Genomic DNA, 25861 nt, shown 5'->3' with positions numbered 1-25861 from the left:
TCAGTTATTCAGAGTCGTCAGCCAATCTTCTTCAGCAACTTCTTCAATGTAGTTTTCTACTGACTGTTCTACATCTTCATCATCTTGTTTGAAGTAAGCAATGTGGAACACCGCATCACCTTCATTAACCAGTGGCAGAGTTTGCTGACCAATCACAATACCGCCTTTCTTGGTGATGATTTGACTCTCTTGGTGTCCTAGCGGCGAACTGACATACGCCAGTGTTTGTCCCGCCTCAACCTTTTCACCTAATCTCACCATGTTACGTAAGATGCCGTCTGATTCTGCGCGAATCCAGCTGGTGGAGCGACTGATCACAGGCTCCGGTAGCTTTTTACGGTTTGGTCTAAGCATACCGATAGCTTTCATTACCTGATGAATTCCCAAGTAACCAGCACGGATTGCTAGGTGATCAAAGCGCAGCGCTTCACCGCCTTCGTACGTCAGTACCGGAATACCAAGCTTCTCGGCTTCACTGCGCAGTGAACCGTCACGAAGTGGTGAGTCGATGATCACTGGTGTCGCAAACGCATTAGCGATTCTTAATGTCTCAGGGTTCGATAAGTTTGCACGAATCTGAGGCAGGTTGGTGCGGTGAATGGCACCTGTATGCAAATCCAAAATATAGTCACAACGTTTCGCGACATTTTCAAAGAATGTGTAGGCGATACGAGACGTTAGTGAGCCTTTTTCGCTTCCTGGAAAGCAGCGGTTTAGGTCGCGGCGATCCGGTAGGTAGCGAGACTTATGAATAAAGCCAAACACGTTAACGATAGGTACGACAATCAGGGTACCTTTTAGCTTTTTCGGTTCGATAGCGTTGGTAAGTTGACGTGCAATCTCAACACCATTGAGCTCGTCTCCGTGAATCGCTGCGTTCACCATCAACGTTGGTCCCGCCTGACGACCATGAATCACCTCGATAGGGATCGATAGTGGTGAGTGGGTATATAGCTGAGCCGCTTGCAGCTCAATCTCCATTCGTTGGCCTGGTTGTACAGTTTGACCAAGGAGTTCGAATGGTTGGTTAGGTTTTAGTCTTGCCATTTAGGTTTCTCAACGAATGGATAATGGATTAAATCGGAATGTACCAATCGTTGATTTTTAGTACGAATCAATCACTTTACGGTGACGACAAAAATTTTTAATGAGGTGTGTTTGAGAATGGAATTGGCGTTGATTTAATCTTAATCAAGTTAATTGCTTAGCGTTTTATTTCTGACAATTCGCTGATAATTGAGAAGAAATCGACTGCTACTATCCAGCGCCTTTTTTTGGGCGACTATATTAATTAACTGAGATCGTTATGAAAAAAACAATCACTAAGATCGTAGCTCTGGCTGTCGCGTCGGTAGCTATTTCAGGCTGTGTGGGCAGTAATGCTGTTACTGGTTACCTAATGCAATTTAACCTTAAAGCGGTCGACAACCGTTACGCGCGTGGTGGGTTGAACATGTTGCTCGCACCTGTTTACGGTCTAACTGTGGCAGCGGACTACTTAGTCTTCAACTCTTTAGAGTTTTGGACGGGTAAAAACCCAATTACTGGTACCCCGCATATCTTCGATAGCAAAACTGATACTTACATCGACATCAACCACCAGCTTGATAAGTCTCTCACTGAAGCGCCAATCGCACCTCTAACTCAAAATCGTGTGATTGAGCGTGGCGAAATGGTGCAGTTGGATGAAAACACGATTCAAATGAGCATCACTTACCAAAATGGTGAAGAGGCGACTTTGATTGGTGTGCGTGATGGCGAAGTGGTGACGTACTCTATCGATGGTGAGATTGTTGCTCAAACCTCAATGGATGAGTTAGCGGCTTACGCGGCAGCTCGCGCGTAATACGTAATATTCGTTAGTTAAAAAAACAGGTACTCAATGAGTACCTGTTTTTGTTTCAGCTAGAAAAGCGAATTATGCTTTTTCTGGGATTGCTTCAAGTAGTGCAACCATTTGGTTCCAGAATAGCTCAACCGTATCAATCTTCACTTTCTCATCTGGAGAGTGAGGGAACTTGATAGTAGGGCCGAAAGAAACCATGTCCATGTTCGGGTAAGGTTCTTTGAATAGACCACACTCAAGACCAGCATGGATAACCATGATGTTTGGCTTGTGACCGTAGATGCCTTCGTACATGTCGCGGAAGATGTGCATGATTTCTGAGTCCGCATCTGGCTTCCAACCTGGGTAAGCACCAGAGAATTCGATAGTTGCACCCGCAAGCTCAGCTACAGAGTGAAGCATGCTTTCAACTTGGCTACGGCCAGAGTCGATAAGAGAGCGGATCAAGCAAAGTACAGTGATTGAGTTCTCTTCAGTTGTGATAACGCCAACGTTTAGAGAGGTTTCAACAACGCCTTCAATTTCGTCACTCATACGGATCACGCCATTTGGCGCTGCGTTAAGTGCTGCGATGAAGCGAGCTTGGTCAGCCGCTGCAAGTGCGCCCATTTCAACTGAAGCTTCTTCGTTGAAAGTCACAATGCTGTCTTCTACTTTACCTAGCTCTGTTGAAAGAAGCTCCGTGTAGTAGTTGTATAGCGAAGCCAGTTTCTCTTGGTTTGCCGCTGGTACAGCAACGGTTACGAAACCTTCACGAGGAATTGCGTTACGCAGGCTACCGCCTTTGAATTCTACGATGCGTAGGTCTAGCTCTTTTGCGTGACCCGCTAGGAAACGAGCAAGCAGTTTGTTTGCGTTTGCACGACCTGTGTGAATATCACAACCTGAGTGGCCGCCTTTAAGACCTTTAAGCGTTAGCTTACGAGTCACGAAATCTGCTGGGATTGCAGTACGAGCAACGTCAAATGTCATTGCGCCGTCGATGCCGCCAGCACAACCCATGTACACTTCGCCTTCTTGCTCTGAATCGGTGTTAAGAAGGATGTCACCCTCTAACCAACCCGCTTCAAGACCGAACGCACCAGTCATACCTGCTTCTTCATCTACCGTTAGTAGAACTTCGATTGGGCCGTGCTTGATTTCGTTTGATGCAAGAACCGCAAGACATGATGCCATGCCCATACCGTTGTCTGCGCCAAGTGTTGTGCCTTTCGCTGTTACCCACTCGCCGTCGATGTACGGTTGGATTGGGTCTTTAGTGAAGTCGTGAACCGTATCTTCGTTCTTTTGTGGAACCATATCGATGTGAGCTTGTAGTACCACACCTTTTTTGTTTTCCATACCCGGCGTTGCTGGCTTCTTGATGAATACGTTACCCGTTGGGTCACGGCGTACATCTAGGCCTTGTTCTGTTGCCCAAGCAATAATGTATTGAGCAAGCTCTTCTTCGTGCTTTGATGGGTGTGGGATTGAGCAAATCTTATCGAAAAACTGCCAAAGTGGGGCAGGGGATAATTTACTGATCTCAGAATGGAATTCAGACACGGATGACTCCTTTTTTATTTAATAACCATATCTTTAGGTAAAAGTGGCTTGGTATAAAGGACAATTATCTAAAATATGGGTCTGTTTTGATGCCGACAGCATACCATTTGAGTGAGGCAACGAGTAGGTGTTGTAACAGGCAATTGTTGCAAAGTTTGAAAATAGATTTGTTGCTTCGATCAAAAATAGGTGCCCAGTTGCTTAATAAGTTGCCGTGCAAACGTTTTTATTGGTCTGTTTTGTAATTTAATTACATATTGGGTTTGTTATTTAGTCTTTTTAGACTGAAAATGTGATTTAGTGCAAAAAATACTTGTAATCTTTTTTCGTTAGGGTATATTAATAACCAACTTCTGAGACGAAGAGTAAATGCTCAAAGGATGAGTCCGTTTATCGCCTCCAAGGAACTGAGAAATCAAAATTGTTTTTAATTGATTTATTAAGGTGATAGTTATGAAAGGTTTACCATCTGCAATGTTCTGGCTTAACAGCTCTGTTTACACTAGCAACTTTGCATACCCAACTAGCTTTGGTTACAACAAGTAATCTGAGCGTGTGACTTGAACAGTTTGTTCACCCCTATATATTGGAATTTTTTTACAACCCTCTTGGTTGACTGATTCTACCGCCACTCAGATTTGAGTGGCGTTTTTTTTGCCTGCTGTTTTCCATCATTTTTCTAATTCCACGATTTGTTATCCCAAGGCTTCATAGCCACTCCAATGCATTATTGAAATCAGGACTTTTGATACCACTCTATTCTGATGGTAATAAGATCTGGTTAAATTTTGCACTACAACTGAGCGGAACTTCCATTATTACCAGATCTGTTGAAAAGAGCGGTGCTTTAATGACTTTTATCGTACGGTCTTTACTGTCTTTTCTTGGTGAATTTTCAAGGTGGTAGAAAAAAACACCACTTGTTTTGCATTTTTTTGATGATTTTAACTCTCTGTTTTAAAAAGATTTCACGACTAAGGTTAGCCTCCTTTAATCGCCCTGTTTCATACATTTTCTCTATTAATATTGGTTAGAGTCTTAATTCTATCTGGAATTTGTTATTTGATGACTTTATAATCCTGAGCCAATCGATTACGCAACCGTTTACTTTCTACCCTCATAGGATTCGATAATGTTCGAAAAGCTATTCAAACTCAGTGAAAACGGCACCAATGTGCGCACTGAAATCATCGCCGGTCTAACGACTTTCCTAACCATGGCTTACATCATTTTTGTAAACCCAATGATCTTAGCTGACGCAGGTATGGATCACGGCGCTGTATTTGTAGCAACCTGTCTAGCTGCGGCTATTGGCTGTTTCATCATGGGCTTTGTAGCCAACTACCCGATCGCTCAAGCACCAGGTATGGGTCTGAACGCGTTCTTTACTTACGCGGTTGTAATGGGCATGGGGTATACGTGGCAAGTTGCTTTGGCTGCGGTATTCGTGTCGGGCGTTATCTTCATTTTCTTAAGCATTTTTAAAGTCCGCGAATGGATCATAAACTCGATTCCTATGTCACTGCGTGTGGGTATCTCTGCAGGTATCGGTCTTTTCCTTGCGTTTATCGCTCTAAGCAACGCTGGTATCGTTGTTTCTAACCCAGCAACGAAGGTATCTCTGGGTGATATCACAGCGATTGGCCCTATTCTGGGGGCACTTGGCTTCTTCTTAACAGTTGCACTGGTTCACCGTGGTGTGAAAGGTGCAGTAATGATCGCGATTCTTGCTATCACTGCGATTGCAATTGTTATTGGTGATGTGCAATACGGTGGTATCGTTTCTGCGCCACCAAGCCTAGCGCCAACATTCATGCAGCTAGATTTCTCTGCTGTATTTGAAATCGGCATGATCTCGGTTGTGTTTGCTTTCCTATTCGTCGACCTATTTGATACCGCAGGTACGCTAGTTGGCGTTGCGACAAAAGCAAACCTAATCAAAGAAGACGGCAAACTTCCTCGTCTTAACAAAGCACTGCTTGCTGACTCAACAGCAACGTCTATCGGTGCACTTCTAGGTACATCAAACACCACTTCTTACGTAGAGAGTGTTTCAGGTGTTGCAGAAGGTGGTCGTACTGGTCTAACGGCTGTTGTCGTGGGCGTACTTTTCCTTCTTGCTCTATTCTTCTCGCCGCTAGCGGGCATGATTCCAGCTTACGCAACGTCAGGTGCGCTATTCTATGTAGCAATTCTGATGATGTCTGGTCTGGTTGGCATTGATTGGCGTGATCTTACAGAAGCAGCACCAGTCGTGGTAACATGTCTGCTTATGCCGTTGACGTACTCTATTGCAGAGGGTATCTCTCTAGGTTTCATCGCTTACGCTGCAATTAAGCTGCTAAGTGGCAAAGGTCGCGACGTTTCTATTGCCGTTTGGGTAATGTCTGTGATCTTTATCCTTAAGTACATCTTCGCTTAATCGCTTGCAGAGGCCATGTCGACATGGCCTCTAACAACATGACAATTTATTAGGTTTAATTACTATGAGTAACAAATTCATCATCACATGGGACAACATGCAATCTTACTGCCGTGAACTGGCTGCTAAGCAAATGCCAGCAGAACAGTGGAAGGGTATCTGGGCAGTAAGTCGTGGTGGTTTAGTACCAGGCGCAATCTTGGCTCGTGAGCTAGGTATTCGCTACGTTGATACAATTTGTATTTCTAGCTACGACCACGATCACCAACGTGATATGACTGTCGTTAAAGCGCCAGAGGGTGACGGTGAAGGTTTCCTAATCGTTGAAGACCTAGTAGACAGCGGTGACACTGCACGTAAACTGCGTGAAATGTACCCTAAAGCGAAGCTAATTGCAGTATGTGCTAAGCCTTCAGGTGCTGCACTACTAGACGATTACATCGTTGATATCGCACAAGACACATGGATTGAACAGCCATGGGACCTAAGCCTAGGTTACATTGAGCCAGTAAATCGCAAGTCAAAATAAGCATAATCTGTGTTTTTTGAGAAATGACCCTTTATAGGGTCATTTTTTTTTATATCATTACAGTCATCATCCTCGACTGAGAATCCCCATGTCGTTATCTGAAGAAACCAGTAAAAACCTATCTGAAACTCTATTCGTCAAACACAAACAGGCGAAAGAGACCTCAATGCTGACGCAATATATGCCGAGCTCTGTTGATTTGCTTGAACAAAAGCATGAGCAGCAAGACAGCGCGTGGTACCGAAACCTGCGCCGTATGCAGTGGGTTTGGCAAGGGGTGAACCCGATCGAGCAAGAAGCCGTGTTGTCGCGCATTGCATCATCGACCCATTCTCGTACGACGGATGATTGGTTAGATACCGTCATGGGCTACCGCAGTGGTAACTGGGCTTATGAGTGGACAAAGCTAGGTATGCAACACCAAAACCGCGCTAACAATAAGAGCGGCGAAGAGGTTGCAGAGGAACTGTTTTCTGCGTCACTTTGCTTCAGTATTGCTGGCTACCCACATTTGAAAAATGACAACCTAGCGACTCAAGCTCAGGTGTTGGCCAACACAGCTTATGCGGAAGCGATTAAGCACACTAAGCTGGTAGTAAAGCAGCTCGAGATCCCGTATCAAAATCGTAAGATCAAAGCGCACCTGCATCTCTCCAATACCGATAAGCCTCAACCTGTGGTAATTGTTAGTGCTGGGCTAGATAGCTTACAAACGGATATGTGGCGTCTGTTCCGCGACTACCTTGCGCCAAAGAATATCGCGATGTTGACGGTAGATATGCCATCAATAGGTCACAGTTCTCAGTGGCCGCTAACCGAAGATTCTTCCTGTTTGCACCAAGCGGTCCTGAATGAGCTGCCGAATATCCCATGGGTTGACCACTACAAGGTCGGTCTGTTCGGTTTCCGCTTTGGCGGCAACGCGATGGTTCGTTTGTCTTTCCTAGAGCAACAGAAGATCAAAGCCTGTGTGGCGCTCGGTGCACCGATTCACGATATCTTCGTACATGCGGATAAATTGAAACAGATGCCCAAGATGCACCTTGATGTGCTTGCTTCTCGTTTGGGTAAAGGTGCAGTTGATATCAATAGCTTGTCAGGTCAACTGATGGCTTGGTCTCTGAAGGTTCAGGGGCTACTGGCTAACAGTAAAACGCGAGTTCCTATCCTAGCATTGGCTCTGGATGGCGACCCGGTATCACCACCATCGGATAATCAACTGGTTGCTATTTACAGTGATTACGGCAAGGCGAAGAAAATTAAGTCCAAGTCAATTACACAAGGGTATGAGCAATCCCTCGAATTGGCGATAAAATGGCTTGAGGATGAATTATTTAGATGACATTTCTCCTAAATTAGTTAAGCATGAATAGTGTACAGATTAAGTACCTGATACTCAGAGATAATTTATAAAATCCACTTGCGTGTTTTCTACGTATTACAGTCTGAGTAGCGTCATTCTTAACATTGAAAACGGAGATTCAATATGTCAGAAGTGACACAACAACCAACTCATTATCGTTTGCTAAATGTTTTAAAGGCCATTGGTCCATATTTGAGAGAGCCACAATCGGAAGAGGGACATTACATCTTCGATTGCCTTTCGGTGTGTGTAAACGATAAGAAGTCACCAGAAGAGCGTGAGTTCTGGGGATGGTGGCTAGAATTGGCAAAATCTGAACAAGGCTTTACTGCCAAGTACAACATTGGCAAATATAACGTTGAGGGTGAATGGGAAGAGCTGGAACTTCCTAAGAAAGCCGTTTCTGAGGTGACTCGTACTCAGGAAGCGTTTCATCAAAAGCTATCCGAGGAACTGAAATCTAAGTTCGAACTGGAGGTTGAGCTCGACGCAGCTTCTGTCGAATTTGTCTAATTTTAAAGGTTACTCCTCTCTATAAGGTAAAAAGGTGCGATTTCGCACCTTTTCTACTTGTGAATTCCCGTTTTGATTGTTAAAACATCACCTCTTATTTGTTTTATTCATATAAAGACTTCATGACAACTAATCATCAAAGCGGGACAGCAACACAGCGCAAAACTGTGGTTGTTAAACTGGGTACCAGTGTCTTAACTGGTGGCACATTAGCGTTAGATCGAGCTCACATGGTAGAGCTTGTACGTCAGTGTGCAGAACTGAAAAAGCAAGGCCACTCTGTGGTTATGGTTTCGTCTGGCGCTATCGCAGCTGGACGTGAGCACCTTGGTTACCCCGCACTGCCCAACTCAATGGCGAGCAAACAGTTGCTTGCTGCAGTAGGACAGAGTCAACTGATTCAGGTTTGGGAGTCTTTGTTTGCTATCTACGGCATCAAGATTGGCCAAATGCTGTTAACGCGTGCCGACCTCGATGACCGTGAGCGCTTCCTAAATGCACGTGACACCATCAATGCATTGGTGGATAACGACATTATCCCAATCGTTAATGAGAACGATGCGGTAGCAACCAACGAGATTAAAGTAGGCGACAACGATAACTTGTCGGCTTTAGTCGGTATTTTGTGTGGTGCTGATAAGCTTCTACTCCTGACTGACCAAAAAGGTCTATTTACCGCTGATCCTCGCAAAGACCCAAATGCTGAGTTGATCAAAGAGGTTAAGACCATCGATGATACCTTGCGTAAGATTGCTGGCGGCAGTGGTACCACCTTGGGTACTGGCGGCATGGCCACTAAGCTGCAAGCGGCGGATATTGCGCGTCGTGCAGGTATTGAAGTTATCATCGCAGCAGGCAGCGCAGAGAATGTGGTATTTGACTCACTCAGCGCAGAGCCACAAGGCACACGTTTCTTGCCATTGGAAGAGGCGCTTGAAAACCGTAAGCGTTGGATCCTGGCTGGCCCTGCATCGGCGGGTGATATCGTGGTTGATGACGGTGCAGTGAATGCTGTGAACACCAAGGGCAGCAGCTTGTTGGCTAAAGGTGTGATTCAAGTTCGCGGTGAGTTCTCTCGTGGTGAAGTGACTCAAGTAACAGACAACAAAGGTAAAGTGATTGCGCGTGGTATCGCAAGCTACTCAAGCCAAGACTTGGCGAAGATTGCGGGCAAACACAGTAAAGATATTGGAGAAATTCTGGGTTATGACTACGGCTCAGAGGTTATTCACCGTGATGACATGGTAGTGATCCAAGAGTAACAGACGAGCTAAACTTAGTACGCTTACTCAGAAAATGAGAGACCAATGAATAGCTGCCGATAGAAGGTGGCTATTTCATTAACTAGCGTACCCAGAATTTCAGATAGACAGAATTAAGGGAGAGTTAAACGTGGATTTAACTAACATGGGTATCGCAGCAAAAGAGGCTGCCTTTCACCTAGCAACAGCATCAACAGCGCAGAAGAACAAAGCGCTCTCTATCATTGCAGATGAACTAGAAGCAAATGCGGCGACCATTCTTGAAGCGAACGCAAAAGATATCGAATTAGGTCGTGAAGCTGGTTTAACAGAAGCGCTGCTTGACCGCCTACTTCTTAACGAAGAGCGTCTAACGGGTATTGCTAACGATGTGCGCAACGTTATCAGCCTGAATGACCCTGTAGGCAGCGAAATTGACAGCAAAGTACTAGAAAACGGTATGTCACTATCTCGTCGTCGCGTACCGCTTGGTGTTGTTGGTGTTATTTATGAAGCACGCCCGAACGTAACCATCGACATTGCGGCACTGTGCCTGAAAACAGGTAACGCAAGCATCCTACGTGGTGGTAAAGAGACGTTTTTCTCAAACATGGAGCTGGTTAAAGTTATCCAATCTGCACTTGAAAAAGCAGAGCTACCAGCGGCATCGGTACAATACATTGAGAAGCCAGATCGCGAACTTGTGTCTCAACTGCTTAAGCTAGACGAGTACGTTGATATGATCATCCCACGCGGTGGTGCAGGTCTACACAAAATGTGTAAAGAGAACAGCACTATCCCAGTAATCATCGGTGGCTTTGGTATTAGTCACATCTTCGTTGATGAGTCGGCTGACCTAGAAAAATCAGTGAATGTGGTTGAAAACTCAAAGGTTCAGCGCCCATCAGCATGTAACTCTCTGGATACCTTGCTTGTTCATGAAGCGGTCGCTGAGGAGTTCCTTGGTAAGCTTAAAACACGCCTAGCGGGTAAAGTGACATTAGTGGCTGATGCAAGTGCTAAAGCGCTGCTTGCTGATTTCGCTGACGTGCGTGATGCGGGTGAAGATGATTTCGATACTGAGTGGCTAAGCTACACCTTAGGTGTCAAGGTGGTTGCTGACGTAGCGCAGGCGATTGACCACATGCGCGTACATAATGCGAGCCACTCAGATGCAATCATGACAAACAGCCTAGAGAGCTCTGAGCGTTTCATTAACTCAGTCGGTTCTGCGGCGGTTTATGTGAACGCGTCAACTCGCTTTACGGATGGTGCGCAGTTTGGTCTGGGCGCAGAAGTGGCAGTATCAACACAGAAGCTTCATGCTCGCGGTCCTATGGGATTGGAAGAGCTAACCAGCTACAAGTGGGTTGGTAAAGCGAACTACCTAGTTCGTAGCTAGGATGAATGTGAAGCTCGGTTAGTCATAATCAACGAATAACCACATAAAAGGGCCTTAATTGGCCCTTTTTCTTTCCCTACGTTTGGCAATTCCGTTACACTGACAATCAATTATTTGGAGGTGATATGCATTGTCCTTTTTGTTCAGAGAACGACACTAAAGTAATCGACTCAAGGCTAGTCGCAGACGGGCATCAAGTTCGTCGTCGCCGTCAATGTCTGGCATGTAGTGAGCGTTTTACGACATTCGAATCGGCTGAGCTTGTTATGCCAAAAGTGATCAAGTCGAATGGCAACCGTGAACCCTTTAACGAAGACAAAATGGTCGGTGGGGTACAGCGTGCATTAGAGAAGCGCCCAGTGAGCGCAGACGCCATTGAACTTGCGATCAGTACTATCAAGTCTCAACTGCGAGCAACTGGCGAGCGTGAAGTACCAACAGAGATGATTGGTAACCTTGTCATGGACCAACTGAAAGAGCTCGACAAAGTGGCTTACATTCGCTTTGCCTCTGTTTATCGTAGCTTTGAAGACATCCGAGAGTTTGGCGAAGAGATTGCCAAGCTAGAGGACTAACTCCCACTCATGTCAAAATTTTCTCCGTTAGATTTTCAAATGATGTCGCGTGCCATGCAACTGGCTAAGCGCGGCATTTATACCACTGCACCAAACCCAAATGTGGGCTGCGTTATCGCGCACGGCGACAACATTGTTGGTGAAGGTTTTCATGCCAAAGCGGGTGAAGCACACGCAGAAGTTCATGCCATGAGAATGGCCGGCGACAAAGCCAAAGGCGCGACTGCTTATGTCACGCTAGAGCCGTGTTCTCATTACGGTCGTACACCGCCATGTGCTGAAGGGTTGATTAAGGCTCAAGTTGCAAAAGTGATTTGTGCAATGGAGGACCCAAACCCGAAAGTTGCAGGCCGCGGCATCAAAATGCTGCGTGATGCGGGTATTGAGGTGCAAGTCGGGCTGCTAGAGCAAGATGCATTGGCGTTAAACCCAGCCTTTATCAAACGCATGCAAACAGGTATGCCGTTTGTTCAATTGAAGATGGCAGCAAGCTTAGACGGTCAAACCGCTTTAAGTAATGGTCAGAGCCAATGGATTACTTCGCCGCATGCTCGTCGTGATGTGCAACATTACCGTGCTAAAGCGGGAGCGGTATTATCGACCAGTCAAACCGTGATTGAAGATAATGCGTCACTTAATGTACGTTGGGACGAGTTACCGCAAGCGGTTCAATCTCTTTATCCGCAATCTTCGCTGCGTCAACCTACGCGTGTGATTCTCGATCGACAGGCAAAATTGCTTCAAGCGGCTAATCAAGGTCTCAAGTTGTATCAATCTGAAGCGCCAGTGCTACGGGTTGCTGAGTCTAAAGCTGACATTATGGTTGCTCTCGACAGAGAGGGGCAGCTTGATATTACCCAGCTGATTCAAGATCTTCCTAGTCATCACATTGACCATATTTGGGTGGAAGCAGGCGCAACATTGGCAAAAAGCTTTATTGAGAATCAACTGGTTGACGAGCTAATCTTATACTTAGCACCTAAACTAATGGGCAGCGATGGCCGCGGTTTGATGGGTGCGTTGGGCTTAAGCTCAATGGATGACGTGATCGATTTGTCGATCAAAGATGTACGTATGGTAGGGCCTGACATTCGCATTGTCGCTCAGCCAGTATGGAAATCTTAATCCGTGATAGTTATATCTATAGTAATTTAACTGCTTGATGTAAAAGCAGTAAGAACAAGAGTTTTAGAATGTTTACAGGAATTGTAGAAGCCGTAGGTACCCTAAGTGCTATCACACCTCGCGGTGAAGATATTACGGTAACCGTGAATGTCGGTAAGCTGGATATGTCTGATGTACAGCTCGGCGACAGCATCGCCACCAATGGTGTGTGTTTGACTGTGGTTGAATTCGATGACAACAGCTATAGCGCTGACTTATCACTGGAAACTCTGAAAAAGACCGGCTTTATCGACTATCAAGCGGGCGATAAAGTAAACCTTGAGAAAGCAATGCTGCCGACCACGCGTTTTGGCGGTCACATTGTTTCTGGTCACGTTGACGGTGTTGGTGAGATTGTCGAGCGCAACCAAGTTGGTCGTGCGATTGAATTCTGGGTAGAGATGCCTGCGGAGATCTCAAAGTACGTCGCTCAAAAAGGCTCTATCACTGTCGATGGTATCAGCCTTACAGTGAATGATTTACGTAAGAACGCGTTTAAGCTGACTATTGTTCCTCACACCTCATCAGAGACGACGATCGATCAATTTAATGTCGGTCGTAAGGTGAACCTTGAAGTAGATGTACTTGCTCGTTACATGGAGCGACTACTGCAAGGCCAGCAAGAAGAGTCTAAGCCAGAGTCTCGTCTAACAATGGAATTCTTACAACAAAACGGTTTTGCTTAATCAACGACTCCTTGTGCGCGACAGCGAAGGGCAGTGGAGTTGAGCAATTCCAATCAGGTTTAAACAGTGTCGGTTCTTGGAAGCAGAACCATTTCAAAGGATATAAAATAATGCCAATTAGTACTCCTCAAGAAATTATTGAAGACATCCGCCTAGGAAAGATGGTTATCCTGATGGACGATGAAGATCGCGAGAATGAAGGTGATCTGATCATGGCGGCAGAGCATGTAACGCCAGAAGCAATCAATTTTATGGCGATGTTCGGTCGTGGCTTGATCTGTCTGACGCTAACCAAAGAGCGCTCGAGCCGTTTAGGTCTCGCGCCAATGGTTCAAGACAACAACGCGCAATACACTACTAACTTCACCGTTTCTATTGAAGCTGCACAAGGCGTAACGACGGGTATTTCTGCATCAGACCGTGCTGTGACTGTTCAAGCGGCTGTGGCGAAAGAGGCGAAAGCGGCAGATCTAGTTCAACCGGGCCATATCTTCCCATTGACGGCTCAAGAGGGCGGTGTATTAACTCGTGCAGGTCACACTGAAGCGGGTTGTGACTTGGCTCGCTTGGCAGGCTGTGAACCAGCATCTGTGATTGTTGAAATCCTGAATGACGATGGCACTATGGCACGTCGTCCAGACCTTGAAGTGTTTGCTGAAAAGCACGACATCAAACTAGGTACGATTGCAGACCTTATCGAATACCGCAACAACACCGAGACAACGATTGAGCGCGTCGCGCAGTGTCATCTACCGACTGAGTTTGGTGATTTCGAACTCGTGACATACCGCGATACGATTGATAACCAAATCCACTACGCGATGCAAAAGGGTGACCTAACGGGTGAAGCGCCATTGGTTCGTGTTCACCTGCATGACACATTCACCGATCTGCTGCATTCTGATCGTGGGACTGAGCGCAGCTGGTCGCTAGATAAAGCGATGAAGCGTATCGGCGAAGAAGGTGGTGTTCTAGTGATTCTTGGTAATGAAGAGTCGTCTGATTCTCTCATCCACAAAGTGAAGACTTTCGAAGCTCAAGATAAGAACGAGCAGCCAACTATGGCTAAGAAGCAAGGCACGTCACGTCGTGTTGGTGTAGGCTCTCAGATCCTGCAAGACCTTGGTGTTCAAGACATGCGCCTACTCTCTTCAAGTACCAAACGCTACCACGCACTGGGTGGTTTTGGTTTGAACGTTGTTGAGTACGTGTGCGAATAACGCTGATTCAAAACAGAACAATCAGCAAACTTTTTAGGTAATACAGTCTCGATTAAACGATAGGTAGCAAGCAGAGAGCACAAGATTGCATAGTCCGCTCTCTGCGTTTTGAGCCTTATCGACAAAGGAATCACGCTGTCGTTACCACTTTGTTTCTCCGGTATCAGTTCAATAAAATTAGCATTAGATATTGCTCACAGTTTTGTGCTAGAATCCGGCGATTCTCACTTGATGAAAATAGTTAAAGGAAGGCTTATGAAAGTGATCGAGGGTGGCTTCCCAGCGCCAAATGCAAAAATTGCTATCGTTATTGCTCGTTTCAACAGTTTTATTAACGAAAGTTTACTTTCTGGTGCAATCGATACTTTAAAACGTCACGGACAAGTTAGCGAAGACAACATCACTGTTGTTCGTTGTCCAGGTGCAGTTGAACTTCCACTTGTAGCGCAGCGCGTTGCAAAAACAGGTAAGTTCGACGCGATTGTATCTCTAGGTACAGTAATTCGTGGCGGTACGCCTCATTTTGACTATGTTTGTAGTGAATGTAATAAAGGTTTGGCGCAAGTGTCTCTGGAATACTCTCTTCCAGTAGCATTCGGTGTGCTAACTGTTGATACGATCGATCAAGCTATTGAACGCGCAGGAACCAAGGCTGGTAATAAAGGTGCAGAAGCTGCACTAAGCGCACTTGAGATGATCAACGTTCTTTCTGAAATCGATTCCTAATGGGGGCCAGTGTGAAACCAGCCGCACGTCGTAATGCACGTCAATTTGCTCTACAAGCAATTTATTCTTGGCAAATTACTAAAGAAAATATTGCCACAGTTGAAGAACAGTTCTTATCTGGTGGTAAGTATGATGAAGAAGAGCATCACGCAGCTGAGCCTGCGCTTGCTATGCCAGAAACAGACGTTGCATACTTCCGCGACCTGCTAACTGGTGTTGCTCTAAGCCACATGGAACTAGACAGCAAACTTCGTCCATTCGTATCTCGCCCGATGCAAGATCTGGACTTAATGGAGCTTGCTCTTCTTCGTCTAGCTATGTACGAGATGACTCGTCGCGAAGATGTACCATACAAAGTGGTCATCAACGAAGCTATCGAACTTGCAAAAGTATTTGCAGCAGAAGACAGCCACAAGTTTGTTAACGGTGTACTTGATAAAGCGGCACCGCACGTTCGTAAGAAATAATACGTTCGACATAGAATCGAAAGGTCAGCAAATATGCTGGCCTTTTTTGTAACTGATGACGGTAAAAGAAAGGTAATCACATGTCTGGTGAGTTTAACCTGATTGATAAATACTTCGTAAACCGACAGCCTCAACGTAAGGATGTACATCTTGCCGCAGGTGATGACTGCGCTTTGGTCAAGCCACCAAGTAATGTAGAGATTGCTATCAGCACTGACACCTTAGTCGCAGGTACACATTTTTTAGCCGAAGCGAATCCGGCTTGGGTGGCGCATAAGGCACTGGCGTCGAACATCAGCGATTTGGCCGCTATGGGCGCAACCCCTGCTTGGGTTTCGTTCGCGCTGACCATGCCTGAAGTTGATGAGCAGTGGCTGGCTCCTTTCTGTGATTCTTTCTTTAAGCTTGCGGACTATTTTGGTATTCAACTGATCGGTGGTGATACCACTAAGGGCCCTTTGAGCCTTACGTTGACAGTGCAAGGCTTTGTGCCAGAAGGTAAGGCGCTGCGTCGTGACGGTGCCAAAGTCGGGGATTGGATTTACGTGACAGGTAACCTAGGCGACAGCAAGGCTGGCCTAGAGGTGTTACTGGACCCACAAACAAACCAATCCAAACCCTACGCTAAAGAGCTTGAAGAGAGACACTATGTTAGCTCTCCACGAGTGCTTGCTGGCCAGGCTCTTGTGAACCTCGCCTCATCCGCCATTGATATCTCAGATGGCGTGATTGCAGATTTGAAGCATATCCTTAAGCGTTCACAAGTGGGCGCGAGCATCGATGTGAGTGCATTGCCTATTTCTCAAGAGCTACGCCAGTTCGCATCAGATATTTCAGCAGCACAACATTATGCGCTGACCAGTGGCGAAGAGTATGAGCTTTGCTTTACCGTGCCGGAAGAAAATAAAGGTTCATTGGAAAGTGCTTTGTCACACACTGGAACAAAAGTTACCTGCATTGGTCAGATAAGACCTGTAGAATTCTTTGAATTGCATAACAACGGTCAACCACTAAGTTGGGACTTAAGTGGATACGATCATTTTAAGGTAAACGGATGACAAACCCTCTCTCTCTTATCTCACTAAAGAACCCTTGGCATTTGTTGGCTACTGGGTTTGGTAGCGGACTTTCTCCGGTCGTGCCTGGCACCATGGGCACCTTGGCCTCGATCCCACTGTACCTATTATTGGTTCAGTTGCCGTTCCCGATGTATGTCGTGGCTGTGGTTATTAGCTGCATCATTGGTGTCAAAATCTGTCAGGTAACCTCTGATGACATGGGTGTGCACGATCATGGTTCAATCGTCTGGGATGAGTTTGCAGGCTTTTGGATCACTATGTGCCTAGTGCCTTTGCTACAGCTCCCAACCGATGACTGGAAGTGGTTGCTGACAGGCTTCGTACTGTTCCGCTTCTTTGATATGGTTAAGCCGTGGCCGATTGGTTGGTTAGACAAACGCATCCATGGCGGCCTAGGCATCATGATTGATGATATCGTCGCGGGCGTGATGGCAGGCATTGCGCTTTACGCTGTGGGTCATTTTGCGGGTTGGTTAGCATAAACAGTTTATGGTGCTCTGGCATGCCAATATTGAGTTAGAGCGCCTTAGTTGGTTAGTTACACAAAAGAAAACAAGGAATAATAATGTCTAAGAAGGTTTACTGTATCGCTCAGTTTCAGCCAAAAGAGGGCAAACTGAATGAGCTTTTCGAAGTACTAAAAGCGCTTGAGCCAAACACAATGCGTGAAGATGGTTGTATTCAGTACACAGTGACTCGTCACCTGCAGAGCCCATTTGCTGAAGGTGAGAGCTACCCAATCGCATTCAACGAGATCTGGGCAGACAATCAAGCATTTGAAGCGCACTGCCAACGTCGTGAAATTCAAGAGTTCTTCCAGCAGCAATGCGTTGAAGAGACTGGCCTAGTTGAGAAGTTCAATGTGTGTATCTACACCGATGAACCAGAGAACTACGACGCACCTGTTCTGAAATAAGCGAATTGCTTGCTATCAAATCGGTAATAAAAAAGGTTGACCATATGGCCAACCTTTTTTGTATCTGAAGCATTCGCTGCTTATTTAGCGAGGTAGTCGTTGATCGCTTTCTCAATACCTTTCGCATCTAAGCCAAGTTCTTCGTGCAGCTCACCTTGGGTGCCTTGAGCGATGAACTTATCTGGTAGACCAAGGTTCAATACTGGCATTGGCAGTTTCTCTTGCATCAAGAACTCTACCACACCTGCACCAGCACCACCGGCAATCGCATTCTCTTCAATCGTTACCAGAACGTCGTGTTCAGCGGCTAATTGTTTGATAAGTGCTTCATCGAGAGGTTTCACAAAGCGCATGTCAGCAACCGTTGCATCGATAGTATCAGCGGCTTGCAGTGCATTCTCAAGGAAGGTACCGAAGCTTAGGATTGCAACTTTCGAACCCTCTTTCTGCTGCTGGCTGCTGCGAACGATACGGCCTTTACCAATCTCAAGTGCAGTAAATTCACTCTGAATCTCTGTGCCCATACCATTACCACGTGGGTAACGAACCGCACTTGGGCCATTATGCTGGTGGCCAGTGTATAGCATTTGACGACATTCGTTCTCGTCGCTTGGTGCCATGATCACCATGTTTGGAATGCAGCGCATAAAGCTTAAGTCGAACGCACCTTGGTGAGTCTGACCATCGGCACCCACAAGACCTGCACGGTCAATGGCGAACATCACAGGTAAATCCATGATAGCCACATCGTGGATCAGTTGGTCGTAGCCACGTTGTAGGAAGGTCGAGTAGATAGCCACAATTGGCTTATTACCCGCAATCGCCATACCAGTTGCTAGCGTCACTGCATGCTGCTCTGCGATAGCCACATCGAAGTACTGTTCTGGGTACTCTTTCGAGAATCGAACCATGCCTGAGCCTTCACGCATCGCAGGAGTAATCGCCATCAGCTTAGGATCTTGCGCGGCCATATCACAAAGGAAGTCACCGAAGATCTTAGAGAAGGTCGGCTTGGCACTGGTGCTCTTTGGTAGGCTAGAGTGTGCAGGATCGAACTTAGGTACACCGTGGTAGCCAATCGGATCTTTTTCAGCTGGCTCGTAGCCTTTGCCTTTCTTGGTCATGATGTGCAGGAACTGAGGACCTTTTAGATCTCTCATGTTCTTAAGCGTTTTGATTAGCTCGTTAACATCGTGGCCATCAACTGGGCCGATGTAGTTAAAGCCAAGCTCTTCGAACATGGTTCCAGGAATTACCATGCCTTTAAGGTGTTCTTCAGTACGACGCACTAGCTCTTTAATCGGCGGAACGCCAGATAGCACTTTCTTGCCACCTTCACGAATTGACGTGTAAAGATTGCCAGAAAGAACCTGAGCTAAGTGATTGTTCAATGCACCCACGTTTTCGGAAATAGACATTTCGTTATCGTTAAGGATAACCAGCATGTCGTTGTGAACATCACCGGCGTGGTTCATAGCTTCGAATGCCATACCAGCAGTGATCGCACCATCACCTATCACGCTCACGACCTTACGATCTTTACCCTCTTTTTTAGCACTGATTGCCATACCAAGAGCGGCACTGATAGATGTCGATGAGTGACCAACAGAAAGTGTGTCGTACTCGCTCTCTTCGCGCCAAGGGAAAGGGTGTAAGCCGTCTTTCTGGCGGATAGTCGATAGGCGATCACGTCGACCAGTTAGAATTTTATGTGGGTAAGCCTGATGGCCCACATCCCAAACCAACTGATCGAAAGGAGTGTTGTATACATAGTGTAAAGCAACCGTCAGTTCCACCGTACCAAGGCCTGATGCCAAGTGACCACTTGACTGGCTCACAGAGTTCAAGAGGTAGGTACGTAGCTCATCGCAGAGCTGTGGAAGCGTCTCTTTTGGTAAAAGACGCAAATCCTCTGGCTTGTCAGCCAAAGCAAGAGTTGGGTACTTTGAAATATCAAGAGTCATAGGTAATGCGCGCTTATAGTCTTAGTTCTTGCGCTCGATGACATATCGGGCGAACTCTTCGAGTAACTGGGTATTGTATGGGATTGCGTCTAAAGCTTGAAGCGCTTCGTTCAATAGAGTTTGAGCTTTTTCTTGAGCGCCGTCCAATCCTAACAAAGAAGGGTAGGTGCTTTTGTTCAGTTCTTCATCAGAACCCTGTGGTTTACCAAGAGTCTCTGTATCACTAATGATATCGAGAATGTCGTCTTGAACCTGAAAAGCTAAACCAATCGCGTCGGCAAATTTATCAAGCTGCGGCAGCACCTCGAAGGCTTTCTCGCCAGCGGCCAATGCACCTAAACGAATGGCACACTTCATCAATGCACCCGTTTTATTGCGATGGACTTCTTCCAGTTCTTGCAGCGAAATAGTGCGGTTTTCCGCTTCTAAATCGAGTGCTTGTCCAATGCACATACCCTGAGCACCAGAGGCTTCAGCTAGGCGTTGAATCATACGTACGCGGTTACTCTCTCCAGCAGCACTTAATGTGCCTTCTGCAAGTATAGTAAAGGCCAGCGTTTGTAGTGCATCACCGGTAAGAATAGCCGTGGCTTCGTCAAATTTAATGTGACAGGTTTGATGACCGCGACGCAGTTCGTCGTCGTCCATTGCTGGTAGGTCATCGTGAATTAATGAGTAGGCATGGATACACTCAATCGCTGATGCTGGTGTGTCTAGCTCTTCAGCGCTGCAGCCAAGCATTTCCCCTGTGATGTAGACAAGAAATGGACGTGCGCGTTTTCCACCTAGCAGTAAGCCATAACGCATAGCCTTGATTAGGTTTTGGTTTTGATGTGGAAGGCGATCAAGCCATTGGTTTAACTGCTCGTTATTACGTGCTTGATAAGACGTTAAAGTCTCAATCATAGGGGATCTCATACTATTCGTTATTCTGGTTGTGGGTTGAAGTCACTTAGCTCAGCATCTTCGTCGTTTTGAAGAAGAATACTCACTCGCTGTTCTGCGTCGTTGAGTTTGCTTTGACCTGCACGAGCTAGTGCAATTCCACGCTCGAATTTCTTCAGCGCATCATCTAGAGCTAGATCACCATTTTCAAGTTGATCAACCAAGCCATCAAGCTCTTCAATTGCTGCTTCAAAGCTCATATTTTCCGGTTTCTTAGTAGCCATAATAGTTCTGCGTTTGGAAAGATGAACGAACGTTACCCTAGGGCGTAGAGATGGTCAAATGTAACCAATAAAATTTGCTAGAAAGTTTGTTTTATCGGGCGCTTGGCAGCCATATCGGTGTGACTACAGAAGTGCCACGTCTGAGAAGACCTACTTCCGATGTGCTTACTTGTAATGCGCAGTTATTCATAAGTCTTAATGTCATTCAGACTCAAAAGTGTGATACTTAGGCCAAGAATTTTCTAAAAGATCTTATAGTCTTGCCGATAAGAAGATTATTCTCGAGGTAGAACAAGAAAAAGCATGAGGAGTGCTCAGTGGATTTAGCAACCCTAATAGGTTTAATTGGTGGATTTGCCTTCGTGATCATGGCGATGATCTTGGGCGGAAGCCTTGGGATGTTCTATGACACGACTTCGATCTTGATCGTGGTTGGTGGTTCAACCTTTGTGGTCTTGATGAAGTTCACAATGGGTCAGTTCTTTGGTGCTGCAAAGATTGCAGGTAAAGCCTTTATGTTCAAAGCTGACGAGCCAGAAGATCTGATCGCGAAAGTGGTTGAGATGGCAGATGCGGCACGTAAAGGTGGTTTTCTTGCACTCGAAGAGATGGAAATCAACAACAGCTTTATGCAGAAAGGCATCGACTTGCTAGTAGATGGCCACGATGCTGACGTAGTAAGAGCAGCACTGCAAAAAGATATTGCTCTAACCGATGAACGTCATGAACAGGGCGGTAAAGTGTTCAGCGCCTTCGGTGACGTTGCCCCGGCGATGGGTATGATTGGTACTCTGGTTGGTCTGGTTGCGATGCTTTCGAACATGGATGATCCAAAAGCGATCGGTCCTGCGATGGCGGTAGCACTCTTGACGACCCTTTATGGTGCGATTCTATCTAACATGGTGTTCTTCCCGATTGCCGACAAACTAGCACTGCGTCGCGAACAAGAGACGCTAAACCGCCGACTAGTAATGGATGGCGTATTAGCGATTCAAGATGGTCAAAACCCACGAGTTATCGATGGTTACCTGAAGAACTACCTCAATGAGGGCAAACGTCTTCTAGATGGCGAAGCTGATTAAGGAGCTCGGTAATGGAAGAAGAAACTCCCTGTAAATGTCCTCCCCCCGGCTTACCTTTATGGATGGGTACCTTTGCTGACTTGATGTCACTGTTGATGTGTTTCTTCGTACTGCTGCTCTCTTTCTCTGAGATGGACGTACTGAAGTTTAAACAGATCGCCGGTTCGATGAAGTTTGCCTTTGGTGTACAAAACCGTTTGGAAGTGAAAGACATTCCAAAGGGGACCAGCATCATAGCGCAAGAGTTTCGTCCGGGGCGTCCAGAGCCGACACCGATCGATGTCATCATGCAGCAGACCATCGATATTACCCAGCAAACGCTAGAGTTTCATGAAGGGGAGTCTGAGCGTGCCGGTGGTACCATGCGTGACCAAGGTAAGATGACTGGCGGTAAGTCTCCAGAGACGTCGACTCACGACAACCAAAACTCTGAGTCAGAGAAGGAACAACAGCAGCAGTCTGAAGCGCAATCTCAAGAGATGGAAACCTTGATGGAGAGCATCAAGAAAGCCTTGGAGCGTGAGATTGACCAAGGTGCTATCGAGGTTGAGAACCTAGGTCAGCAGATTGTGATTCGAATTCGTGAGAAAGGAGCGTTCCCTGAAGGTTCGGCGTTCTTGCAACCTAAGTTCCGTCCTTTGGTAAGACAGGTGGCTGAGTTGGTGAAAGACGTACCAGGTATTGTTCGCATATCAGGACATACCGATAACCAACGCCTAGATTCAGAGCTGTACCGTTCAAACTGGGATCTCTCATCTCAGCGAGCAGTATCGGTTGCTCAAGAGATGGAGAAGGTCAGAGGTTTCTCTCACCAGCGACTGCGAGTACGCGGCATGGCAGATACTGAGCCACTGGAGCCGAATGATACTGACTGGCAAAGAAGTCTTAACCGCCGAGTTGAGATCAGCATCATGCAGGGCGAACCGCTCTACAGTGATGAAGTTCCGGTCGTGACTGAATAGAATCACCTCAATAATAAAGCTTAAATCGAAAGCCCGAGTTATCGAGACTCGGGCTTTTTTGTGGGAAAAACTAAACCTTTCACTGTGTTTAGCAGTACAAACTCTACAGGTTGAGTGCTTATTCCCTGTTGATGATAGGGTTAGGGCAAGCATTCTTTTCCTTGTATGACTTTCTCATGTATAATTCGCGCCCTTAGATTTAGATATGATCTATTCTTGCTTCAAGTGCTCGGTGAAATCTCAGTTTTTTGCTTAGCGCCGAGCCCCTTAAACTTGTTTAATGTTGTGAAAGTACTATGAAATTTATTGTTAAGCCCCATCCGGAAATTTTTGTAAAAAGTGAATCGGTGCGTAAGCGCTTCACAAGGATTCTAGAGTGCAACATTCGTAACGTTATCCAGCGTCGCTGTGAAAGCGTTGCGGTATTCAACCGTCGTGACCACATCGAAGTCACATCTGAGAGCGATAAGTACTACCCAGAAGTGCTTGAGATCCTGACTCAAACTCCAGGTATCCACCACTCTCTTGAAGTTCAACAGTCTGAATTCAAAGATCTACACGATATCTTCGAGCAGGTACTAGAGCGCAGCCGTGGCGACATTGAAGGTAAGACTTTCTCTGTTCGTGCCAAGCGTCGTGGTAAGCACGAGTTCACGTCTATCGAACTAGAGCGTTACGTTGGTGGTGGCCTAAACCAAGCGGTAGAATCGGCAAGCGTTAAGCTGAAAGATCCAGAAGTGACGGTTAAAGTAGAGATCGCAAACGACAAGCTTAACCAGATTATCGCTCGTCACAAGGGCCTAGGTGGTTTCCCTCTAGGTACTCAAGAAGACGTGTTGAGCCTGATTTCTGGTGGTTTTGACTCTGGCGTTTCAAGCTACCTGCACATCAAACGTGGTTCTAAAGTACATTATTGCTTCTTCAACCTAGGCGGTCCTGCACACGAAATCGGTGTTAAGCAAGTGGCTCACTACCTTTGGAACAAGTTCGGTTCTTCTGCAAAAGTGAAATTTATCTCTATCGACTTCGAACCAGTAGTCGCTGAAATTCTTGAGAACGTTGAAGATGGCCAAATGGGCGTTGTACTTAAGCGTATGTTCATGCGTGCTGGTGGTATGGTTGCAGAGAAGTTCAAGATCGAAGCACTGGTTACAGGTGAAGCACTAGGTCAGGTATCAAGCCAAACGCTGACTAACCTACGTCACATCGATAACGTAACAGACACTTTGATCCTTCGTCCTCTGATCAACTGGGACAAAGAAGACATCATCGACCTTGCTCGTAACATTGGTACTGAAGATTTCGCAAAAGTAATGCCTGAATACTGTGGTGTTATTTCTAAGAAGCCAACAGTGAAAGCGAAGAAAGGTAAACTAGAAGCGGAAGAAGCGAAGTTTAACTTTGAAGTGCTTGAGCAAGTGATCGAGAACGCTCGCGTGATGGACATTCGTGACATCGAGAAAGAGAGCCAAGAGCAAGCGCCTGAAGTTGAGCAAGTTCAAGCTGTTGCTGAGCACGCAATCGTACTGGATATCCGTAGCCCTGATGAGGAAGACGAAAACCCACTAGAGATCGATGGCGTTGACGTGAAGCACCTGCCTTTCTACAAGCTCGCAACGCAGTTTGGTGATCTTGACCAGAGCAAAGAGTACCTACTGTACTGTGACCGTGGTGTTATGAGCCGTCTGCAAGCGCTTTACTTGCAAGAGCAAGGCTTCTCTAACGTGAAAGTGTACCGCCCTTAGGTCACTCTCCACACATCATCTAAAAAGCCGCTATAACAGCGGCTTTTTTATTGGTCGTTAGAAACAGAGTGTTCCAAGTAACTGAGCTCTAGGCTTTAGGAAAGTTCTGCGGGAACAGGGCTCTTGCTGCTTCTTCATCGATCGTCGATTTAAAATCGATACCACTCTCAATCTCACGCGCTTGGGCAACCGCTGGGCGTGCATTAATGCTCTCGAACCAACGTTTTAGGTTGGGGTATTCATCAAGCGCGTTGTCATCACCAAGAACAAATGGCGCTTTGTCTATCCAGCCCCAAGCCGCCATATCGACGATAGTGTATTCGTCACCCACCATGTACGTCTTATCAGCCAGATGATTGTCTAGCACTTCATAGTGTCGTTGTGCTTCACGACGGTAGCGATTCTTTGCGTAAGGAAGATCTTCTGGCGCCGCTTTATGAAAATGAACTGATTGACCCGAGAAAGGCCCTAGTCCTGATGCGATAAACATCAACCAAGAGAGCAACTCACCGCGCGTTTGTGGCTTACCTGCAAACAGGCCGGTTTTCTCTGATAGATAAAGCAGGATTGCATTGGAATCGAAAATGCGTGTGCCGTCATCCTCAATTGCCGGGGTTTTTCCATTTGGGTTAACTAGGCGAAATTCCGGAGTGTGTTGCTCACCTTTGAGCGTATCGACTGGGACAAGCTCGTAGGCTAGACCTGTCTCTGCAAGATAGAGCGCAACTTTCATTGGGTTTGGGGTACGGTGGAAGTAGAACTTAATCATCAGTGAACTCCTAGTTCGTTATTTGTCTGCGGCACATCCGTGCTTGTGCATTGACTATAATTCAACCTGAACGTACGTTCAAATTTAATTTGCAAGATTAACAAGAAGCCAGTCTGATTAAGAGTGTTTCAATAAGGTGAGCTATTGATAAACTTATTGTTATTAAACGGTAGATAAAAAAACACCGCCATAAAGGCGGTGTAAAGAAATTTGACAGACAGGTCAAAATAAATACAGGAAGTAGATGCCTCGTTTTAGGGGATAACTAAAACAAAACATTTGGTAGAACTCTACCCAACTCGAAAAGTACGAGTTTGCAAACACAACATCGCAGTGACTAAGCCAATTGATTCAGAGAGAATCAAGCCGTTCAGGCTAGTGACTGCGGGAGGAAATATAGAATTTCTCTAGCCGCTAAGCAATGGACAAATTATAATGTTTCAGATAAAAAAAACTAATGTCATTTTAGAGAGTAA

Annotated in this window: 25 protein-coding genes; 19 read left to right on the top strand and 6 right to left on the bottom strand. The window is 46.1% G+C overall.

Features of this window, described 5'->3' with window-relative positions; translation table 11 throughout:
• The gene (locus FIV04_RS11530; RefSeq protein WP_150893639.1) at positions 1-1047 is read right to left on the bottom strand and encodes a succinylglutamate desuccinylase/aspartoacylase family protein; all 1047 of its coding nucleotides are present in this window, start codon (positions 1045-1047) and stop codon (positions 1-3) included.
• Between the two features lie 259 nt (positions 1048-1306).
• On the opposite strand from FIV04_RS11530, the gene FIV04_RS11525 reads away from it, so the two are divergent.
• On the top strand, positions 1307-1846 hold the full coding sequence (locus tag FIV04_RS11525; protein ID WP_152469194.1) for a DUF3332 domain-containing protein: 540 nt from the start codon (positions 1307-1309) through the stop codon (positions 1844-1846).
• Between the two features lie 72 nt (positions 1847-1918).
• On the opposite strand, the gene FIV04_RS11520 is transcribed toward FIV04_RS11525, so the two are convergent.
• The gene (locus FIV04_RS11520) at positions 1919-3391 is read right to left on the bottom strand and encodes an aminoacyl-histidine dipeptidase (protein WP_152469193.1); all 1473 of its coding nucleotides are present in this window, start codon (positions 3389-3391) and stop codon (positions 1919-1921) included.
• A 1132-nt stretch (positions 3392-4523) separates the two neighbouring features.
• Here FIV04_RS11520 and FIV04_RS11515 point away from each other — a divergent pair.
• The 15 genes from FIV04_RS11515 to FIV04_RS11445 all read left to right on the top strand — a co-directional run bounded on the left by FIV04_RS11515 (position 4524) and on the right by FIV04_RS11445 (position 17694).
• Entirely contained in the window at positions 4524-5813 is a 1290-nt protein-coding gene (locus tag FIV04_RS11515; RefSeq protein WP_032551627.1) for an NCS2 family permease, read from the top strand.
• A gap of 64 nt (positions 5814-5877) precedes the next feature.
• The gene (tet(34), locus tag FIV04_RS11510; RefSeq protein ID WP_032551628.1) at positions 5878-6342 is read left to right on the top strand and encodes an oxytetracycline resistance phosphoribosyltransferase domain-containing protein Tet(34); all 465 of its coding nucleotides are present in this window, start codon (positions 5878-5880) and stop codon (positions 6340-6342) included.
• 88 nt (positions 6343-6430) lie between these two features.
• Complete coding sequence (gene frsA / locus FIV04_RS11505; RefSeq protein ID WP_152469192.1) at positions 6431-7684, top strand: esterase FrsA; 1254 nt, start codon at positions 6431-6433, stop codon at positions 7682-7684.
• A gap of 144 nt (positions 7685-7828) precedes the next feature.
• Entirely contained in the window at positions 7829-8218 is a 390-nt protein-coding gene (gene crl, locus FIV04_RS11500) for a sigma factor-binding protein Crl (protein WP_032551630.1), read from the top strand.
• A 122-nt stretch (positions 8219-8340) separates the two neighbouring features.
• Positions 8341-9480 (top strand): glutamate 5-kinase, encoded by a 1140-nt coding sequence (gene proB / locus FIV04_RS11495; RefSeq protein WP_032551631.1) that lies wholly within the window; start codon positions 8341-8343, stop codon positions 9478-9480.
• A gap of 130 nt (positions 9481-9610) precedes the next feature.
• Positions 9611-10861 (top strand): glutamate-5-semialdehyde dehydrogenase, encoded by a 1251-nt coding sequence (locus FIV04_RS11490; RefSeq protein WP_152469191.1) that lies wholly within the window; start codon positions 9611-9613, stop codon positions 10859-10861.
• 125 nt (positions 10862-10986) lie between these two features.
• Entirely contained in the window at positions 10987-11436 is a 450-nt protein-coding gene (gene nrdR, locus FIV04_RS11485; protein WP_032551633.1) for a transcriptional regulator NrdR, read from the top strand.
• A gap of 9 nt (positions 11437-11445) precedes the next feature.
• The gene (ribD, locus tag FIV04_RS11480; RefSeq protein WP_253895346.1) at positions 11446-12561 is read left to right on the top strand and encodes a bifunctional diaminohydroxyphosphoribosylaminopyrimidine deaminase/5-amino-6-(5-phosphoribosylamino)uracil reductase RibD; all 1116 of its coding nucleotides are present in this window, start codon (positions 11446-11448) and stop codon (positions 12559-12561) included.
• Positions 12562-12629: 68 nt separating this feature from the next.
• On the top strand, positions 12630-13286 hold the full coding sequence (locus FIV04_RS11475) for a riboflavin synthase (RefSeq protein WP_032551635.1): 657 nt from the start codon (positions 12630-12632) through the stop codon (positions 13284-13286).
• 110 nt (positions 13287-13396) lie between these two features.
• Positions 13397-14506 carry a bifunctional 3,4-dihydroxy-2-butanone-4-phosphate synthase/GTP cyclohydrolase II gene (gene ribBA, locus FIV04_RS11470; protein WP_032551636.1) on the top strand — a complete coding sequence of 370 codons (1110 nt, stop codon included), beginning with the start codon at positions 13397-13399 and terminating at the stop codon, positions 14504-14506.
• A 255-nt stretch (positions 14507-14761) separates the two neighbouring features.
• Positions 14762-15232 (top strand): 6,7-dimethyl-8-ribityllumazine synthase, encoded by a 471-nt coding sequence (gene ribE, locus FIV04_RS11465; RefSeq protein ID WP_004741508.1) that lies wholly within the window; start codon positions 14762-14764, stop codon positions 15230-15232.
• Positions 15232-15699 (top strand): transcription antitermination factor NusB, encoded by a 468-nt coding sequence (nusB, locus tag FIV04_RS11460; RefSeq protein WP_004734399.1) that lies wholly within the window; start codon positions 15232-15234, stop codon positions 15697-15699. The genes ribE and nusB overlap by 1 nt, the downstream gene beginning before the upstream one ends.
• Before the next feature lie 80 nt (positions 15700-15779).
• Complete coding sequence (gene thiL / locus FIV04_RS11455) at positions 15780-16757, top strand: thiamine-phosphate kinase (protein ID WP_152469190.1); 978 nt, start codon at positions 15780-15782, stop codon at positions 16755-16757.
• Positions 16754-17260, top strand: coding sequence for a phosphatidylglycerophosphatase A (gene pgpA / locus FIV04_RS11450; RefSeq protein WP_152469189.1), 507 nt, complete (start codon positions 16754-16756; stop codon positions 17258-17260). The genes thiL and pgpA overlap by 4 nt, the downstream gene beginning before the upstream one ends.
• Positions 17261-17343: 83 nt before the next feature.
• Positions 17344-17694 carry a putative quinol monooxygenase gene (locus FIV04_RS11445; protein WP_152469188.1) on the top strand — a complete coding sequence of 117 codons (351 nt, stop codon included), beginning with the start codon at positions 17344-17346 and terminating at the stop codon, positions 17692-17694.
• 80 nt (positions 17695-17774) lie between these two features.
• Here FIV04_RS11445 and dxs read toward each other — a convergent pair whose 3' ends face one another.
• Genes dxs through xseB form a run of 3 tightly spaced genes read right to left on the bottom strand, consistent with a single transcriptional unit; the run spans position 17775 to position 20827 of the window.
• Complete coding sequence (gene dxs / locus FIV04_RS11440) at positions 17775-19658, bottom strand: 1-deoxy-D-xylulose-5-phosphate synthase (RefSeq protein WP_152469187.1); 1884 nt, start codon at positions 19656-19658, stop codon at positions 17775-17777.
• A 21-nt stretch (positions 19659-19679) separates the two neighbouring features.
• Positions 19680-20564: a (2E,6E)-farnesyl diphosphate synthase gene (ispA, locus tag FIV04_RS11435; protein ID WP_032551644.1), complete on the bottom strand. Its 885-nt coding sequence runs from the start codon at positions 20562-20564 to the stop codon at positions 19680-19682.
• A 20-nt stretch (positions 20565-20584) separates the two neighbouring features.
• A complete protein-coding gene (xseB, locus tag FIV04_RS11430; protein ID WP_032551645.1) occupies positions 20585-20827 on the bottom strand; it encodes an exodeoxyribonuclease VII small subunit in 243 nt (80 codons plus the stop codon).
• A gap of 317 nt (positions 20828-21144) precedes the next feature.
• Here xseB and pomA point away from each other — a divergent pair, with 317 nt between their 5' ends.
• The 3 genes from pomA (at position 21145) to thiI (ending at position 24616) form a co-directional block, all read left to right on the top strand.
• Positions 21145-21909, top strand: a complete 765-nt coding sequence (gene pomA / locus FIV04_RS11425) for a flagellar motor protein PomA (protein WP_032551647.1) — start codon at positions 21145-21147, stop codon at positions 21907-21909.
• Between the two features lie 11 nt (positions 21910-21920).
• Positions 21921-22871 carry a flagellar motor protein MotB gene (locus tag FIV04_RS11420; protein WP_032551648.1) on the top strand — a complete coding sequence of 317 codons (951 nt, stop codon included), beginning with the start codon at positions 21921-21923 and terminating at the stop codon, positions 22869-22871.
• A gap of 296 nt (positions 22872-23167) precedes the next feature.
• Positions 23168-24616 carry a tRNA uracil 4-sulfurtransferase ThiI gene (gene thiI / locus FIV04_RS11415; protein ID WP_032551649.1) on the top strand — a complete coding sequence of 483 codons (1449 nt, stop codon included), beginning with the start codon at positions 23168-23170 and terminating at the stop codon, positions 24614-24616.
• An 88-nt stretch (positions 24617-24704) separates the two neighbouring features.
• Here the strand turns inward: thiI and FIV04_RS11410 are convergent, their stop codons facing one another.
• The gene (locus tag FIV04_RS11410; protein ID WP_152469186.1) at positions 24705-25385 is read right to left on the bottom strand and encodes a glutathione S-transferase family protein; all 681 of its coding nucleotides are present in this window, start codon (positions 25383-25385) and stop codon (positions 24705-24707) included.
• Between the last annotated feature and the right edge of the window lie 476 nt (positions 25386-25861).

This window comes from Vibrio sp. THAF190c (assembly GCF_009363355.1).
Taxonomy (GTDB): Bacteria; Pseudomonadota; Gammaproteobacteria; order Enterobacterales; family Vibrionaceae; genus Vibrio; species Vibrio fortis_A.
Note: the sequence above shows the minus strand (reverse complement) of the source record. Positions and strands in the feature narration are given on the sequence as shown.

Bases quoted from the DNA above. Each gene is read 5' to 3' on its own strand.
- xseB (WP_032551645.1), bottom strand. From the start codon at position 20,827: ATGGCTACTAAGAAACCGGAAAATATGAGCTTTGAAGCAGCAATTGAA.
- thiI (WP_032551649.1), top strand. From the start codon at position 23,168: ATGAAATTTATTGTTAAGCCCCATCCGGAAATTTTTGTAAAAAGTGAA.
- nrdR (WP_032551633.1), top strand. From the start codon at position 10,987: ATGCATTGTCCTTTTTGTTCAGAGAACGACACTAAAGTAATCGACTCA.
- FIV04_RS11515 (WP_032551627.1), top strand. From the start codon at position 4,524: ATGTTCGAAAAGCTATTCAAACTCAGTGAAAACGGCACCAATGTGCGC.
- ribD (WP_253895346.1), top strand. From the start codon at position 11,446: ATGTCAAAATTTTCTCCGTTAGATTTTCAAATGATGTCGCGTGCCATG.
- FIV04_RS11445 (WP_152469188.1), top strand. From the start codon at position 17,344: ATGTCTAAGAAGGTTTACTGTATCGCTCAGTTTCAGCCAAAAGAGGGC.
- ribE (WP_004741508.1), top strand. From the start codon at position 14,762: ATGAAAGTGATCGAGGGTGGCTTCCCAGCGCCAAATGCAAAAATTGCT.
- FIV04_RS11525 (WP_152469194.1), top strand. From the start codon at position 1,307: ATGAAAAAAACAATCACTAAGATCGTAGCTCTGGCTGTCGCGTCGGTA.
- FIV04_RS11420 (WP_032551648.1), top strand. From the start codon at position 21,921: ATGGAAGAAGAAACTCCCTGTAAATGTCCTCCCCCCGGCTTACCTTTA.
- FIV04_RS11530 (WP_150893639.1), bottom strand. From the start codon at position 1,047: ATGGCAAGACTAAAACCTAACCAACCATTCGAACTCCTTGGTCAAACT.
- dxs (WP_152469187.1), bottom strand. From the start codon at position 19,658: ATGACTCTTGATATTTCAAAGTACCCAACTCTTGCTTTGGCTGACAAG.
- ribBA (WP_032551636.1), top strand. From the start codon at position 13,397: ATGCCAATTAGTACTCCTCAAGAAATTATTGAAGACATCCGCCTAGGA.
- crl (WP_032551630.1), top strand. From the start codon at position 7,829: ATGTCAGAAGTGACACAACAACCAACTCATTATCGTTTGCTAAATGTT.
- pgpA (WP_152469189.1), top strand. From the start codon at position 16,754: ATGACAAACCCTCTCTCTCTTATCTCACTAAAGAACCCTTGGCATTTG.
- FIV04_RS11475 (WP_032551635.1), top strand. From the start codon at position 12,630: ATGTTTACAGGAATTGTAGAAGCCGTAGGTACCCTAAGTGCTATCACA.
- proB (WP_032551631.1), top strand. From the start codon at position 8,341: ATGACAACTAATCATCAAAGCGGGACAGCAACACAGCGCAAAACTGTG.
- frsA (WP_152469192.1), top strand. From the start codon at position 6,431: ATGTCGTTATCTGAAGAAACCAGTAAAAACCTATCTGAAACTCTATTC.
- nusB (WP_004734399.1), top strand. From the start codon at position 15,232: ATGGGGGCCAGTGTGAAACCAGCCGCACGTCGTAATGCACGTCAATTT.
- FIV04_RS11410 (WP_152469186.1), bottom strand. From the start codon at position 25,385: ATGATTAAGTTCTACTTCCACCGTACCCCAAACCCAATGAAAGTTGCG.
- ispA (WP_032551644.1), bottom strand. From the start codon at position 20,564: ATGATTGAGACTTTAACGTCTTATCAAGCACGTAATAACGAGCAGTTA.
- thiL (WP_152469190.1), top strand. From the start codon at position 15,780: ATGTCTGGTGAGTTTAACCTGATTGATAAATACTTCGTAAACCGACAG.